This is a genomic window from Citrobacter sp. JGM124, from assembly GCF_018257795.1.
In the GTDB taxonomy this organism is placed as follows: Bacteria; Pseudomonadota; Gammaproteobacteria; order Enterobacterales; family Enterobacteriaceae; genus JGM124.
On the sequence record NZ_JAERJD010000004.1, the window covers coordinates 36955 to 51725 of the forward strand.

Annotated in this window: 11 protein-coding genes; 7 read left to right on the forward strand and 4 right to left on the reverse strand. The window is 44.6% G+C overall.

Going from position 1 to position 14771, the window contains the following annotated elements:
- The first annotated feature begins 25 nt into the window (after positions 1–25).
- The 3 genes from JK154_RS06605 to glmS all read left to right on the forward strand — a co-directional run bounded on the left by JK154_RS06605 (position 26) and on the right by glmS (position 4766).
- Complete coding sequence (locus JK154_RS06605; RefSeq protein ID WP_211991731.1) at positions 26–844, forward strand: phytanoyl-CoA dioxygenase family protein; 819 nt, start codon at positions 26–28, stop codon at positions 842–844.
- Positions 845–1305: 461 nt separating this feature from the next.
- The gene (gene glmU / locus JK154_RS06610) at positions 1306–2676 is read left to right on the forward strand and encodes a bifunctional UDP-N-acetylglucosamine diphosphorylase/glucosamine-1-phosphate N-acetyltransferase GlmU (RefSeq protein WP_211991732.1); all 1371 of its coding nucleotides are present in this window, start codon (positions 1306–1308) and stop codon (positions 2674–2676) included.
- A gap of 260 nt (positions 2677–2936) precedes the next feature.
- The gene (gene glmS, locus JK154_RS06615) at positions 2937–4766 is read left to right on the forward strand and encodes a glutamine--fructose-6-phosphate transaminase (isomerizing) (protein WP_211991733.1); all 1830 of its coding nucleotides are present in this window, start codon (positions 2937–2939) and stop codon (positions 4764–4766) included.
- 253 nt (positions 4767–5019) lie between these two features.
- Here glmS and JK154_RS06620 read toward each other — a convergent pair whose 3' ends face one another.
- Positions 5020–6069, reverse strand: coding sequence for a type II asparaginase (locus JK154_RS06620; RefSeq protein WP_211991734.1), 1050 nt, complete (start codon positions 6067–6069; stop codon positions 5020–5022).
- A gap of 107 nt (positions 6070–6176) precedes the next feature.
- Complete coding sequence (locus JK154_RS06625) at positions 6177–7364, reverse strand: MFS transporter (protein WP_211991735.1); 1188 nt, start codon at positions 7362–7364, stop codon at positions 6177–6179.
- A 152-nt stretch (positions 7365–7516) separates the two neighbouring features.
- Between JK154_RS06625 and JK154_RS06630 the strand changes: the two genes are divergently transcribed.
- The gene (locus JK154_RS06630) at positions 7517–8413 is read left to right on the forward strand and encodes a LysR substrate-binding domain-containing protein (RefSeq protein WP_211991736.1); all 897 of its coding nucleotides are present in this window, start codon (positions 7517–7519) and stop codon (positions 8411–8413) included.
- Positions 8414–8451: 38 nt separating this feature from the next.
- On the opposite strand, the gene JK154_RS06635 is transcribed toward JK154_RS06630, so the two are convergent.
- Positions 8452–9132, reverse strand: a complete 681-nt coding sequence (locus JK154_RS06635) for a VUT family protein (protein ID WP_211991737.1) — start codon at positions 9130–9132, stop codon at positions 8452–8454.
- 267 nt (positions 9133–9399) lie between these two features.
- A complete protein-coding gene (locus JK154_RS06640) occupies positions 9400–10395 on the reverse strand; it encodes a LacI family DNA-binding transcriptional regulator (RefSeq protein WP_211991738.1) in 996 nt (331 codons plus the stop codon).
- 328 nt (positions 10396–10723) lie between these two features.
- Between JK154_RS06640 and JK154_RS06645 the strand changes: the two genes are divergently transcribed.
- The 3 genes from JK154_RS06645 (at position 10724) to JK154_RS06655 (ending at position 14770) form a co-directional block, all read left to right on the forward strand.
- Entirely contained in the window at positions 10724–11965 is a 1242-nt protein-coding gene (locus JK154_RS06645; RefSeq protein ID WP_211991739.1) for an oligosaccharide MFS transporter, read from the forward strand.
- 19 nt (positions 11966–11984) lie between these two features.
- Complete coding sequence (locus tag JK154_RS06650) at positions 11985–13418, forward strand: glycoside hydrolase family 32 protein (protein WP_211991740.1); 1434 nt, start codon at positions 11985–11987, stop codon at positions 13416–13418.
- A 260-nt stretch (positions 13419–13678) separates the two neighbouring features.
- Positions 13679–14770: an OmpG porin family protein gene (locus tag JK154_RS06655; RefSeq protein WP_349291098.1), complete on the forward strand. Its 1092-nt coding sequence runs from the start codon at positions 13679–13681 to the stop codon at positions 14768–14770.
- Position 14771: the final 1 nt, after the last annotated feature.

The following is a 14771-nucleotide window of genomic DNA, read 5'->3' on the forward strand; positions in this document are numbered from 1 at the left end:
ACGATATCTATTCAGGGGGTAAATAATGCAGAATCATCAACATCCAAGGGTTGAGCTCGATACGATAAATACCTGGCAGGCAGAGGGCGTTGTGTTACTTAAAGGGGTATTTACCCCCTGGATCGACTCGCTTGCGAGTGGCGTTAGTACGCTGATGGCAAATCCCAGCCAGTATGGTCATGCCCGCACTGTTATCCCGAAAGATGGTTCAGCACCATTTTTTCAGGATTATTGTAACTGGTCGCGGATCCCGGAATTTGAAGCGTTTGTGTTCCAGTCCCCTGCGGCAGAAATTGCCGCCGCCCTGATGAAGTCTCAAACCGCCAAGTTCTTCCATGATCATGTACTGGTCAAGCAAGCGGGAGGCAGCACCATAACCCCCTGGCATCATGACCAGCCTTATTATTGCGTTCATGGGCAACAAAATGTCAGTTTTTGGATCCCACTCGACCCGGTTTCAGAAGACATCTCCCTGCGCTGCATTCGGGGGTCTCACCTGTGGAATGATGAATTTAGTCCGACCCGATTCAACGGGACTCAGCTTTATCAGCATAAGCGTTTCAAAGACATGCCGGATATTGATGGCCATCAGGATAAATACGATATTGTGAACTGGGCTCTGGAACCTGGGGATGCTGTTGCTTTTCATTTTCGTACATTGCATGGTGCCAGAGGAAATCATACTGCAAACTCGCGCCGGGTCTTTTCCGCTCGCTGGGTTGGCGATGATGCGACCTTTGCTGACCGTGGCGGTGTGACATCACCCCCTTTCCCGGAGCTGACGTTACAGGATGGTGAGCCGCTTGTATCCCCCCTCTTCCCTGAAGTGTGGCCGATAAAATAAGTTCGGTCTTCCTCCGTTATCCAGGGGAAACTCTCAGAGACCTGTAACCGCGAATGCACACTTACCCCTGGCTCTTGCGTCATGCGTAGGGCCAGTCTGCCCCTCTTGGGCAACCTTCCCCGCTACATTGTAATACGCCCTGGTGGGCAATGACTGGCGCAGGCCTATTTTTTGCCCGATACTGAGCTATTAACATTCAAAAATGATCCAATAAAAATGGCTGACTATCTTTATTTCGACTTAAAAAATAATAAGTAATTCATATTGATAGTTTTTTTTAGGTTCGTTTTTAATCATGTATTGCACTTGTAATACTCGTTATTGGGGGAAATATTGCCATAACAGGGCTAAATAGTGCGTTGATTAGGTATTTTCTGGTTCTACATTTTTCAGTGCAAAATATGTAGAATTTTCAAAGCTAAATCGCTTTACTTCTTTCACACAACAGATTCAGGACACGTATGGCAAACAGTGCAATGAGCGTGGTTATTCTTGCCGCAGGCAAAGGAACCCGCATGTATTCTGACCTTCCTAAAGTACTTCATACTTTGGCCGGGAAACCTATGGTGCAGCATGTGATTGATGCGGCAAAAAAACTGGGGGCACAACATGTGAACCTGGTGTATGGCCATGGTGGATACCTGTTAAAACAAACTCTGAGCGACGAGTCATTGAACTGGGTATTGCAGGCAGAGCAGTTGGGCACGGGTCATGCTATGCAAATGGCGGCACCTTTCTTTGCGGATGATGAAGATATCATGATGCTTTACGGTGACGTGCCACTGATTGCTGTTGAAACACTCCAGCGTTTGCATGAAATCAAACCGGCAGGTGGTATTGCGTTACTGACAGCAGTGCTCGATGACCCGACGGGTTATGGGCGTATTGCTCGTGAAAACGGCCAGGTGGTTGGTATTGTCGAACAAAAAGATGCCAGCGATGAACAGCGTAAAATCACCGAGATTAATACCGGTATTTTGGTTGCTGGTGGCGAGGATATGAAACGCTGGTTAAGCCTTCTTGATAATAATAATGCTCAAGGCGAGTTTTATATTACGGATATTATTGCCATAGCCCACAAGGAAGGGCGTGAAATTGCGACAGTACACCCGCAGCGATTAAGTGAAATGGAAGGGGTTAATAACCGTCTTCAATTGGCTCGACTGGAGCGTATTTATCAGCATGAGCAGGCAGAAAAATTACTACTGGCAGGGGTTATGCTCCGTGATGCAGCCCGTTTTGATCTGCGTGGTGAATTGACCCATGGGCGAGACGTTGAGATTGACACCAATGTCATTATCGAAGGTCACGTGACTCTGGGGAACCGAGTGAAGATTGGTACCGGCTGTGTAATTAAGAATGCAGTCATCGGCGATGACTGCGAAATCAGCCCCTATACCGTCATTGAAGATGCCACACTAGAAGCATCATGCACTATTGGCCCATTTGCTCGTCTGCGTCCAGGCAGTGAACTGGCAGAAGGGGCTCATGTGGGGAACTTCGTCGAGATGAAAAAAGCGCGTCTCGGTAAAGGCTCCAAGGCAGGACATTTGAGCTACCTGGGAGATGCTGAAATTGGCGATAACGTCAACATTGGCGCCGGAACCATTACCTGTAATTACGATGGGGCTAATAAACATAAAACCGTGATTGGTGATGATGTCTTTGTTGGGTCAGATACCCAGCTTGTTGCCCCGGTAAATGTGGCAAGTGGGGTGACTATTGCTGCAGGAACCACGGTTACGCGTGATGTTTATGAACCTGGGCTGGTTATCAGTCGGGTAAAACAGAGCCAGAACCGTGACTGGCAGCGCCCAGTGAAAAAGAAATAATTGTTTTCATGCCCGCTATTGTTCTGGTTGCTTAAAGGGGAGCAAAATGACTCCCTGTAATATGAATGATGAACGGCATGTGCCTCTTGCCCTTTGGGCAAGAGGCAGGAATGAAGGCTATTCTCGAAAATAGCCCGTTCCGTTAGTAGTAAATACATAATAACCCCACTCTCTACAAGGCTCGGGGCTCCGGAATAAACCGGAATAATCAGGTCAGCGACAACCTATGACGGAAACGTCATTCTCAGGACTTACAACTTATGTGTGGAATTGTTGGCGCAGTAGCGCAACGTGATATTTCAGAAATTTTGATCGAAGGTCTTCGTCGTCTGGAATACCGTGGATATGACTCAGCAGGTCTTGCTGTGGTCGATGACGCAGGGCATATGACACGTTTACGTCGTGTGGGTAAAGTACAGAAGCTTGCAGAAGCAGCAGAAGACACTGCCCTGCATGGTGGTACTGGGATCGCGCATACCCGTTGGGCGACACATGGTGAACCCTCTGAAGCGAATGCACACCCTCATGTATCGGGTCCTATCGCGGTGGTTCACAATGGTATTATTGAAAACTATGAACCCTTACGTGAAATATTAAAAAAACGTGGCTATGTGTTTGTATCAGAAACAGATACCGAGGTTATTGCTCACTTAGTTCACTGGGAGCTGGAGCAGGGCGGTACTTTGCGTGAAGCTGTTTTACGGACTATTCCACAATTACGTGGTGCTTATGGCACAGTGATTATGGACTCACGTGACCCAGGCATCTTGTTAGCCGCACGCTCAGGTAGCCCGATGGTTATCGGTTTAGGGGTTGGCGAAAACTTTATTGCCTCTGATCAGCTCGCATTACTGCCAGTAACCCGCCGTTTTATCTTCCTTGAAGAGGGAGATATTGCCGAGGTGACACGTCGCCATGTAACCCTATTTAATAGTCAGGGTGACGAAATTCAGCGCCCGGATATTGAGTCTAATTTGCAGTATGATGCCGGTGATAAAGGTATTTACCGTCATTACATGCAGAAAGAGATTTACGAACAGCCAAATGCTATCAAACAGACCTTGTCCGGGCGTATTAGCCACGGGCAGGTTGATCTGAGTGAATTGGGCCCAAAAGCCAATGAACTCCTGTCCCAGGTTGAACATATTCAGATTGTTGCCTGTGGAACCTCGTATAACTCCGGCATGGTGTCACGTTACTGGTTTGAGTCACTGGCTGGCATTCCTTGCGACGTTGAAATCGCCTCTGAATTTCGCTATCGCAAGTCTGCTGTACGCCGTAATAGCCTGATTATTACCCTCTCCCAGTCTGGTGAAACCGCGGATACTCTCGCAGCCTTACGTCTGGCAAAAGAGCTGGGGTATCTGGGTTCGCTGGCGGTTTGTAACGTTGCAGGCTCTTCACTGGTTCGGGAATCAGACCTTGCAATAATGACGAATGCGGGTACTGAAATCGGTGTTGCCTCAACGAAAGCCTTTACCACCCAGTTGACTGTATTGTTGATGCTGGTGGCTAAACTGGGCCGTCTGAAAGGTGTGGATGAGTCTATTGAGCACGATATTGTGCATGGCTTGCAGGCCCTGCCTAGCCGTATTGACCAAATGCTTTCCCAGGATAAACGTATTGAAGCACTGGCGGAGCACTTCTCTGACAAGCATCATGCTCTGTTCCTTGGGCGAGGTGATCAGTACCCAATTGCAATGGAAGGGGCTCTGAAACTTAAAGAGATCTCTTATATTCATGCAGAAGCCTATGCTGCGGGTGAGCTGAAACATGGCCCACTGGCACTGATCGATGCTGATATGCCGGTCATTGTGGTTGCACCGAATAATGAGCTACTGGAGAAACTCAAATCTAACATCGAAGAGGTACGTGCCCGTGGGGGTGAACTGTATGTCTTTGCTGACCGTGACGCAGGTTTTACCAGCAGTGATAACATGCATATTATTGAGATGCCGCATGTTGAAGAGGTGATTGCACCTATTTTCTATACAGTGCCTTTGCAATTGCTTTCTTACCATGTTGCTTTGATCAAGGGTACGGATGTTGATCAGCCACGTAACCTGGCGAAGTCCGTGACTGTGGAATAAGATTTTTAGCAAAAATCAGCAGAAGTTGTAGCATCAGGAAGTCCAGTTATGCGCCTTAAAAAGCAGACTGGACTTTTTTATGGCCAAATAACAGCAATGCTACTCATAGACCATACTGTTTGTCTGACGCAAGAAGGACGTGGTCAGGTTGCGTGGTAAACCGCCCTATTAAGCCCGTTATGGGAAGCCTGGTTCCATGTCATGCACTGAATTGCCTCACCTGCACATAGACAGTGCAGGTGAGAAGGGGATGTTACTCTTCAAAATAGCTGCGGATTTTTTCCATGTTATCGCCGTCGGCCAGTGCCAGTGATAACAGAATACGTGCTTTCTGCGGGTTATAAACACCACTGCCGATACCATCTTCCTTGGTTTTAGCCGTGACGTAGCCATTACCTGTACGCGTACTTAACACGACGGGGATACCTTTCGCCATTGCCTTTCTGATTTCTTCCTTAACACCCGATGAGGTTGCGCCATTACCACTACCAGCGATAACGATACCCTTGGCTCCATGTTCAATGGCGGTGCTCAGAAAATCGCTATCTTGATCTTGATAGCTGTACAGAATGTCCACCTTCGGCAGGGTAGTTTTGTCACTGACATCAAAGGACGGTTTGTTTTCCGGGAGTGCAGGCTGATAGAAAAAATACGGCTTGCCAGCGTAAAATGCACCCAAATATCCTTGCTCGTTAGCTTTGAAGGTATCCAGTGCAGTCGCATTGGTTTTGGTGGTGTAGAAGGCGGAGCCTATGCGGTCGTTAAGTAATACCATTACGCCACGTTTGTCCGCTCTGGGACTGGCAGCCAGTGTAACGGCTTCCAACAGATTCATTGGGCCATCAGCGCTGATAGCGGTGGCAGGACGCATTGCACCAACGACCACGACCGGTTTATCACTTTTTACTGTCAAGTCCAGGAAGAATGCGGTTTCCTCTAACGTATCAGTACCGTGCGTCACGACTGCACCATGCGTATCCGGGTTTTTTAGTTGCTGGTTAATTGCTTTAGACAGTTTCAGCAAAATAGCCTGATTGATATTACCGCTGGCAGTATTCGCGATTTGTTCACTCTGTACTGTTGCCACATTAGCAATCGCGGGCACAGCACTTACCAGATCCTGTACGCCTATTGCGCCCGCTTTGTATCCGGTAGTGGCCGTATCAGATTCAGCTTTTCCCGCGATAGTGCCACCAGTGGCGTAGATAGTTACGCCGGGTTTTGTATCGGAAGCCAGCAGGGACTGAGAAGATAAAAGTAAACAGGCTGCTGTGATAACACCCGCTATGGTTGACAGTTGCATAGTGTAAATACCCTTGTATTAGCGACAAAAATAGAACTAATGCACTTTTCATACCAGTTTTAACTGACTATTTTGAGGTTATCGTTTGAGTCTTGCAGAGAGGCGGATTATCGACAGAATCCTTTTTTACTGGCACGCCAGACGGCAATCATGGTGATACTTAATAGTATTAATAATACGGGTGAGAAAGACGTGGTACCAAACCAATCCAATAGTACCCCGCCCATAATTCCGCCACCGGCAATAGCAATATTCCAGACGGTGACCAGCATTGACTGCGCCACATCGGAGGCGTCACCCGCTGTTTTAGCTATCGCAGTCTGGAATAGTGTTGCCGCCCCACCGAAAGCTAGCCCCCAAATAGTTACAGCAGCATAGACGATGGCTGATTCATTGCTGACGATCCCGAGCATAATCGCTGACAGACTAAATAAAGCAGTGCTGACCAGTGTTAATACACGCAGATGTTGATCAACTAATACACCGACGATCCAGATTCCCAGCAGTGAGGTAATACCGAATATGAGAAGTATTAACCCCGTCCGTTCAATCATACCGATGGCTGTCAGGAAAGGGGCAATATAAGTGTAGAGAATATTGTGTGCCAGCACGAAAGCAAACACCACAAACAGTACTGATCGGATACCTGCAAGGGTAAATACGCGCCTTAATGGCAATTGCTGACTGGCTGACTGCCCTTGAAAATCAGGAAGTTGAGTTTGTACCCATACCATAAGGGCTAATGCCAGTGTACTCATGATACCAAAGCATGTACGCCAGCCAACCCAGTGGCTCAGAAAGGTTCCAATGGGTACACCAAATGCCAGGGCCAGTGGTGTTCCTACCATGGCGATGGCAATGGCCTTGCCCTTTTGGTGCTCTGGTACCATTCGCGCAGCATAACCGGCGAGCAGTGCCCATAGTAATCCAGCGGATACCCCAGCAAGAAACCGCGCAGTCATCGTCAGGAGGTAACTCTCTGAAAAGGTGGTAACGCTGTTAGCAAGAACGAATCCCGCCAGGGTTGTCAATAAAAGGGGGCGGCGGCGTAAACCCCGGGTAATCGCCGTCAGTGGGATAGCGGCCACGAGTGAGCCAATGGCATAGATAGTCACAAGCTGCCCGGCTAAGGATTCCGAAACCCCAAAATCGGCGCTGATTTGGGGTAATAAACCTGCCGGCAAAGCTTCTGTCAAAATGGTAATAAAACCAGCCAAGGCCAGTGCCAGTAGTGAGGTAACGGGTAAGGTCGGATGTTGGGATGTATGGCTGAACGTACTTACTGAATTTGACATAATTCTGCCTTCTGAGTGCTAATTACGGGCAAAAATGGCACGAAACTGGCACAAATTGAGTATAGAGACTCATGGTGAAGGCATTTCTAAAGTGAGACAAGAATGCTAGTATTCAGAACATTTAAGACAAATATTCTTAAATAAGAGAAAAAATGGACTCTCTCAACAGCATTGCTTTTTTCGTACAAGCCGCGGTTACTCGCAGTTTCTCAGAGGCCGGGCGCAATTTGGGGGTGTCTTCATCGACAGTCGGGAAAAGTATATCCCGGCTTGAAGAGCGCCTGGGGGTGAGTCTGTTTCATCGCAGCACTCGCACCATCAGATTAACAACAGAAGGTGAACTATTCCTTGAGCGTTGTCGGCGTATCCTGAATGAAGTCGAAGCTGCTGAACTTGAGTTGTCCGAAATTAAGCAGTTACCTAAGGGGCGTCTGCGTATTAGTCTTCCGCTAGTCGGGATGCTCGTTATGCCCGCATTGATTACTTTTATGCGTCAGTACCCGGCTATTGAACTCGATATCGATTTTACGGACAGGCTGGTGGATGTTATTGAGGAAGGTTTTGATGTGGTGATCCGTACCGGAGAACCTACTGATTCACGCCTTATATCCCGCCCTGCAGGAAACTACCAGTTACAACTGGTTGCATCACCAGACTACCTGGAAAAGTATGGTGTACCCAAGATTCCCGGCGAGTTATCTCACCATATGTGTTTACAACACAAATTTCCCAGTACCGGTAAGTTAGAACCCTGGCCTCTTAAGCCTGTTGCAGGTATTCCAGAACAGCCGCTTCCAGTCTCAATGGTCTGCAATACATCCACTGCCCTGATGGATGTGGCGGTGGCAGGCCTGGGCATTGCATGTCTGCCAAATTTCATGACACGGGAAGCCATTATGCGTGGTGAATTAATCCCTGTACTTGAGGAGTACATTGAGCACCAGGGGACTTTCCGAATATTATGGCCATCAAGTAAATATCTGTCGCCAAAACTACGCGTATTTATTGATTTTATGATCACAACGCTATTTTCAGAGAACAGAACGTAGTGGGGTTGTAAATATAAAAAACCGCATGAGTGAGAACCTCACTTTCTTATATTAAATGATTTTATAGGGTTATATGATTCGTTCCAGTCATAATGATCCGTCTTTTCAATTCGTTTCACAACGACTACCAGCCAAAGTGCAATAGGGATAAGTATTATTGATATCAACACCTTATATGACCAGGTCGTTGCAATGACATTGAACAGCTGATAAAAACTGTACTTCCCTGACAGGCTGATAGGGTAAGACGTCAGGAGTAAAACCGCCTGAGTGATCATTGAGGCTAACAGATAACGTATTAAGAACCACTTACCTTCAAAGTAAACTTTCATTTTTGAGATTATAAAGCTATTGATGAAATATGATACAGGAACCGATGTCCATGTACCAACCATCACCCGCCAGAAATCATAATATAAAGCATAGTAATGTATAGATAGTGGGTATATATCTGTCTGAGTGGTAGCACAGAGATAGAGCAAAACAACGTAAATACTCTGACAAAAAACCATAATCCAGATTGATCTCACCGCCAGGCGGTAGCCATAAACTTCAGAGATAATAGTTGAAATAAGAAAGTAAAGAGAGAATATCATACCACTGGCTGTTATTTTAAATTGATATATATCAAACACTTTATAAACTAAAGTGTCACATGTTATCATTATTGTCACTGCTAACCCGACAAAGAGACTATATAATTTATATGATGGGTTCATTTATTTACCATGAATGTTAAGTAGACATATTAAGCAGATTGGTTCAACTATAGTGACTTATAGTCATGATGATAGTGATACAGTATTAATAGCCTATAGAATATATCTACCATAAAACGCTGATGCGTGAGTGATTGCGGGTGATGTTAACGGGGGTGTTTTTAACCGATGGGGTAATTAATTTGCTATGACTGATTTAAAACAGGGGGGTATATTTTTCTCTCTTTGATAAGTAAGTTAATTGCAATGAAGTATAAAGCAGTGCACTCATAAAGAGTCACGGGCTAAATAATTGCTTTTGATCTTTATTGTTTCTTTATGTTTTTCAGCGTCGATGATATGAAGCGCACTGAGGCGTCCGATTTCATAATGTGGTAGCTGTACGGTAGACAATGCTGGAATAAATAAATCACCAACACCCACCATATTATCATACCCCATCACGGCCACATCACCAGGTATTTTTATATTGTTTGATAACAATACTTGATAAACTATAAAAGCAATGCGGTCGTTACCACAAATGACGGAATCAAAAGTGGGTTTCCCTGCGATAATATTTTTAACTATTATTTCAGGTATATCCAGATAGTGATTATCACCATCTTCCATATAAATATGCATCAGTGTATCCGGGTTTATTCCCGAATCATAGAATGCCTGTTCAAGGCCTTTCCTGCGTCGACTACTGGCTATTCGCTCATGGGGGAGGTGTAAACAGAGCGGTTTTTTATACCCGGCCTTGAGGAGTGCCCGGACCGCATCATACTGCCCCTGATTATCGTCCGGAATAAAGCTGGGTAGTTGCACATCATCACTTTCACAGTTAGCCAGCACACAAGGATGATTGAGTAATTTAGTCGGCACCTTAACTTTGCGTAACCCCATTGTGGTATAGATGATTCCCGAAGGTCGGTAGGATAACAGTAAGTTAGTCATCGCTTCAGGGTCATCATGCTCAAGCATATTGATGACAAAACTATGCCAGCCTTGAGCCCGTGCCGTTTCTTCAATTGCCAGCGTAATATCCACTGAAAAGGGAGTGGTTACAGTGTCCAATGCTAAAACACCAATAGAGTTGGGTGTAGCCCTGGCGCCTCTTATCTTTAATGCTGAGATGTTTGGAACGTAATTAAGCTGTTTAATTGCCGATTGTACCTGGATTAAGGTCTCAGGATTGAGTTTCTCTGGTGTATTAATTGCGCGGGAAACAGTCATCAGAGAGACATTAGCCAGTTTGGCGACAGCTTTCAGAGACGACATCCAGGTACCCCTTATTTATGTTCTGAATACGTAAGGTATTATTTAATCGCGATAATGTTCACATGTAGTGGCATGCCCGCCATGGTTTCCTTTGTGCCGTACTGAGCCAAATGGACGGTGATGATGCATACTTGCCGGGACAGGCACTTAATAACACCCCCAGAATCAGGACTAAAAATTTTTACCGTAATAATTTGACACAGATCACAATACCAGGATGTTAACGTTAACTTTTATGATTAACATCTAAAAAAAATCAAGAAACAGATGACCACACAAAAAAGTTAACGTTAACTCAGAAAAAAAACAACTCCAAGGGTGTTATGACATGAAAAAGGAACGTGCTTCATATGCTTATTTAACGTTAAGTGCACTTCTGTTTTTTTTCTTTGTAACATGGTCTTCATCCAGTTCTTTGCTATCAATTTGGTTAAGTCAGGAAATTGGACTTAAGCCTACAGATACCGGGATTATTTTTTCCGTATTGTCGATATCTGCCTTTTTTGCACAAATTTTTTATGGATATATTCAGGATAAATTAGGGTTGCGTAAAAACCTGCTCTGGTTTGTTGCAATACTCCTGGTACTTTCTGGCCCGGCCTACTTACTTTTTGGCTATCTTCTTAAGATAAGTATTCTGCTGGGCAGTATTTTTGGCGGTTTATTCATTGGTCTCACCTTTAATGGTGGTATTGGTGTATTAGAAACCTATACAGAACGTGCAGCACGGAACAGTAATTTTGAATTTGGGCGCGCAAGAATGTGGGGTTCACTTGGTTGGGCTGCCGCAACATTCTTTGCCGGGGTTTTATTTAATATTGATCCCCACTTAAATTTCTATGCGGCCTCAGTCTCCGGGCTAATATTTTTCTTTCTATTATCAAGACTGAATGTTACCTATTCAGCTGATGCGACATCTTTAAATACAGAACACAGTAAAATATCGATTGAAGATGCCTTATGCCTGCTAACACTTCCTCGTTTCTGGGCGCTGGTCTTTTTCTTCATCGGGACCTGCATTTACGGTGTCTATGACCAACAGTTTCCGGTCTATTTTTCTTCACAATTTCCGACTCTGAAAGAGGGTAATGCAATGTTTGGTTACCTGAATTCATTTCAGGTGTTCCTGGAGGCTGCGGGTATGTTCTGTGCTCCATGGTTCGTTAACCGAATTGGGGCGAAGAATGGATTAATTTTTGCAGGTATGGTGATGGCGATACGTATTCTCGCTTCTGGTTTAGTTGAAGGCCCATTACTTATTTCTATCACTAAATTACTGCATGCGGTTGAGCTGCCTGTACTTCTGATATCTATTTTTAAATATAATAATTTAAACTTTGATAAACGTTTATCCTCAACGCTTTATTTAGTTGGTTTTGCCTGTACCAGTTCAATAATCGGTACATTGCTATCACCTGTTGCGGGATGGAGCTATGAAACATTCGGTTTCGCCCAGTCCTATATCATGATGGGGCTGATGGTGTTTACCACGACGTTTATTTCAATATTTCTTTTGCGCTCCAGTAAAACGTCTTCTGAACAACCTGCTGTGCAAACGAATCCCGTATAACTCTATCAGGAATATGTAGATGACCTCATTATTACAACAGGCAGAAATAGCCGTAGATAAAAACAAACATAGTGTTAATAAGAGATGGTATCCCGTCTTCCATATTGCAGCTCAGGCAGGTTGGATAAATGATCCTAACGGCCTGGTCTGGTTTGATGGATGGTATCATGCCTTTTATCAATTTCACCCCTATTCGACCCAGTGGGGGCCTATGCACTGGGGCCATGTTCGTAGTAAAGACTTAGTTCATTGGGAACCATTACCGGTTGCTCTCGCGCCTGAAGGCCCTGAGGATAAAGATGGCTGTTTTTCTGGTTCTGCCGTCGTCGACGGTGATACCCTGGCACTTATCTATACCGGGCATAAATTTGAAGGTGATGCGACAACGGATGATGCAATGTACCAAGTACAATGCATGGCCAGAAGTCAGGATGGTATAACTTTTGAACGTAAAGGGATAATCATTGACACCCCACCGGGTCTGCACCATTTCCGTGATCCTAAGGTCTGGAGAGAGGGTGACAGCTGGTATATGGTTGTTGGTGCTCGTATTGGTGATTGTGGTCAGGTTCGACTCTATCGTTCATCAGATTTGTACCAATGGCAAGATGAAGGGATCCTTGCACAATCTGAACCGGGTATGGGCTACATGTGGGAATGCCCGGATTTTTTCAAATTAGGTGATAAGTACGTTCTGATGTTCTCACCTCAGGGGATCGAGGCTGACGGTTATAAAAATCGTAATCTTTTTCAGAGTGGTTACCTTGTTGGTGACTGGGCTCCAGGCCAGCCGTTTGTCCACAATAATGATTTTAAAGAAATGGATCATGGGCATGATTTTTATGCTCCCCAAAGCCTTCACTCGCCTGATGGACGACGTATTGTTCTCGGCTGGCTTAATATGTGGGAATCAGCCATGCCAGAGCAGCATGATGGCTGGTCTGGGTTATTGTCGGTACCGCGTGAACTTGTTCTGGGCAAAAATAACCATCTGTTAAGTAAACCAATATCTGAACTGGCATCGTTGCGAGCAGATAATCATAATATTGGTATGACAGAATTAAACAGTGAAAGAAAAGTTATTGTGCCTCATTCAGATGCGATTGAGCTTCAATTGACTTGGGATATGGCTGCTTCAAATGCTGAACGATATGGCCTTTCACTGGCAACGGGCTTGAATATTTATGTAGACAGTCAGTCTAATCGTTTATGTCTTGAGCGAAGCTACCCTGATTTTAATATTCAAGGGGTGAGGAGTATTCCTCTTGCTGATACAAATTCATTATTCTTACAAATATTTATCGATCGTTCTTCGGTAGAGGTATTTGTTAATCACGGGGAGTACAGCATGAGTAGCCGTATCTATCCTGATGATCAACAAAAAAGCCTGTCTGTATTTGCTAATCATGGCCGGGCAGTGCTGACTGATGGTGAGTACTGGAATATAAAATAATTACCTCGCCAGTAATTAGCTACATGTATGGTTAACATATAAATTAATAGGTGCGGTTACGCACCTTTGATGAGAGCTATAATATGAATAGAATACCGGGTTATTCTGATATTTTATGTTTGAATAAACAAAAAATGAGTAAATATAAAAAGAAAAAAATTCTTTTTGTTTTATCTGTCTCTGTTTTTTCTTCTTTTGCATACAGTGATAGTTCAGCCTATACCCGACATTATCAAAGTTATTTTGATAATGAGGATAAGGTGAGTGCACCTAAAAACACGGTAAAGACTGATACGACATCAGCGATACCGCAGAATGCGGTTCCGGTGGCTCAAAGCCAGCCTCAGGAGACAAAGATTCAGAACCATGGTGATGTGTTGAGTGCCTCTTCTGCGTCCGCCACTTTAAAAACACCACAGGATAATCCTGAAGCTGAAAATCAGGTTAGTGTGCTGCGCCTCAGACAAAATGAGCTCCCGGTTCACTGGGATCGAATCGGTAATAACATGGAGGCAGGAGGGCTGCATGGTAATATTGGTTCTCAGATAGAAATTGATGATAGCCGTCGCAGTGATAATACTAAAAACAATGGTAAGTTTAAGCTGGCGACAATACAAGCATTTCTGCGCCATGATGAAATGCCAAACTGGTATTTTGGGTTCTATAATGCCCGGGAAGATAATTATAAAGGAAACTTCAGTAACCAGCATTATGGTGGTTCAAACACTATCAATGAAATATTTGTCGGACATATTTTTGAAACATGGCGTGGAAATATCGGAACCGAGTTTATGGCTGGCTCTGAAACCGGGACAAAACGTTGGAAATATCGCCTGAAACTTTGGCAGGATATGAGGTTGTCCAACAAATGGAGTATTGCGGGTTATCTCTTTGGTGAAGAACAACCACAGAATAGTCAGCCAGGGAATAATGATTTATCTCAACATATTTTTGAGACAGAGCCTGTTTTACAATATCTGGTTAATCCTGATATGGGGGTCTATCTCCGTCCTTTCTATTCCTATAAACGTCAGGAAAGGGCTAACTGGGGGGATATTGTTGAACAGGAATGGAAAACAAGCATTGGTCTATGGCGTAACTGGTATCCACTATTATCATCGATCTATGTCGGTATTGGTCAGAAAAAAACAACTAATGCCAGTGATGCAAGTGTTCTCTTTTATGATAGCCGGTATAAATATATAGGTGGAACACTCAGTTATCCTATTATTGACGATTTAAGACTGTATGGTGAATTTAAAGCCTCTTTTGGTAAGGAAGATGGCGACTGGGCTCAAAAAGGATCTTACTGGAGTCCGTTTACTATTGTCGGTGTCGTTTATAATTTCTAGA

Excerpts from the sequence above, each read along its gene's own strand:
- JK154_RS06605 (WP_211991731.1), top strand. The coding sequence starts at position 26 with ATGCAGAATCATCAACATCCAAGGGTTGAGCTCGATACGATAAATACC.
- glmU (WP_211991732.1), top strand. The coding sequence starts at position 1,306 with ATGGCAAACAGTGCAATGAGCGTGGTTATTCTTGCCGCAGGCAAAGGA.
- glmS (WP_211991733.1), top strand. The coding sequence starts at position 2,937 with ATGTGTGGAATTGTTGGCGCAGTAGCGCAACGTGATATTTCAGAAATT.
- JK154_RS06620 (WP_211991734.1), bottom strand. The coding sequence starts at position 6,069 with ATGCAACTGTCAACCATAGCGGGTGTTATCACAGCAGCCTGTTTACTT.
- JK154_RS06625 (WP_211991735.1), bottom strand. The coding sequence starts at position 7,364 with ATGTCAAATTCAGTAAGTACGTTCAGCCATACATCCCAACATCCGACC.
- JK154_RS06630 (WP_211991736.1), top strand. The coding sequence starts at position 7,517 with ATGGACTCTCTCAACAGCATTGCTTTTTTCGTACAAGCCGCGGTTACT.
- JK154_RS06635 (WP_211991737.1), bottom strand. The coding sequence starts at position 9,132 with ATGAACCCATCATATAAATTATATAGTCTCTTTGTCGGGTTAGCAGTG.
- JK154_RS06640 (WP_211991738.1), bottom strand. The coding sequence starts at position 10,395 with ATGTCGTCTCTGAAAGCTGTCGCCAAACTGGCTAATGTCTCTCTGATG.
- JK154_RS06645 (WP_211991739.1), top strand. The coding sequence starts at position 10,724 with ATGAAAAAGGAACGTGCTTCATATGCTTATTTAACGTTAAGTGCACTT.
- JK154_RS06650 (WP_211991740.1), top strand. The coding sequence starts at position 11,985 with ATGACCTCATTATTACAACAGGCAGAAATAGCCGTAGATAAAAACAAA.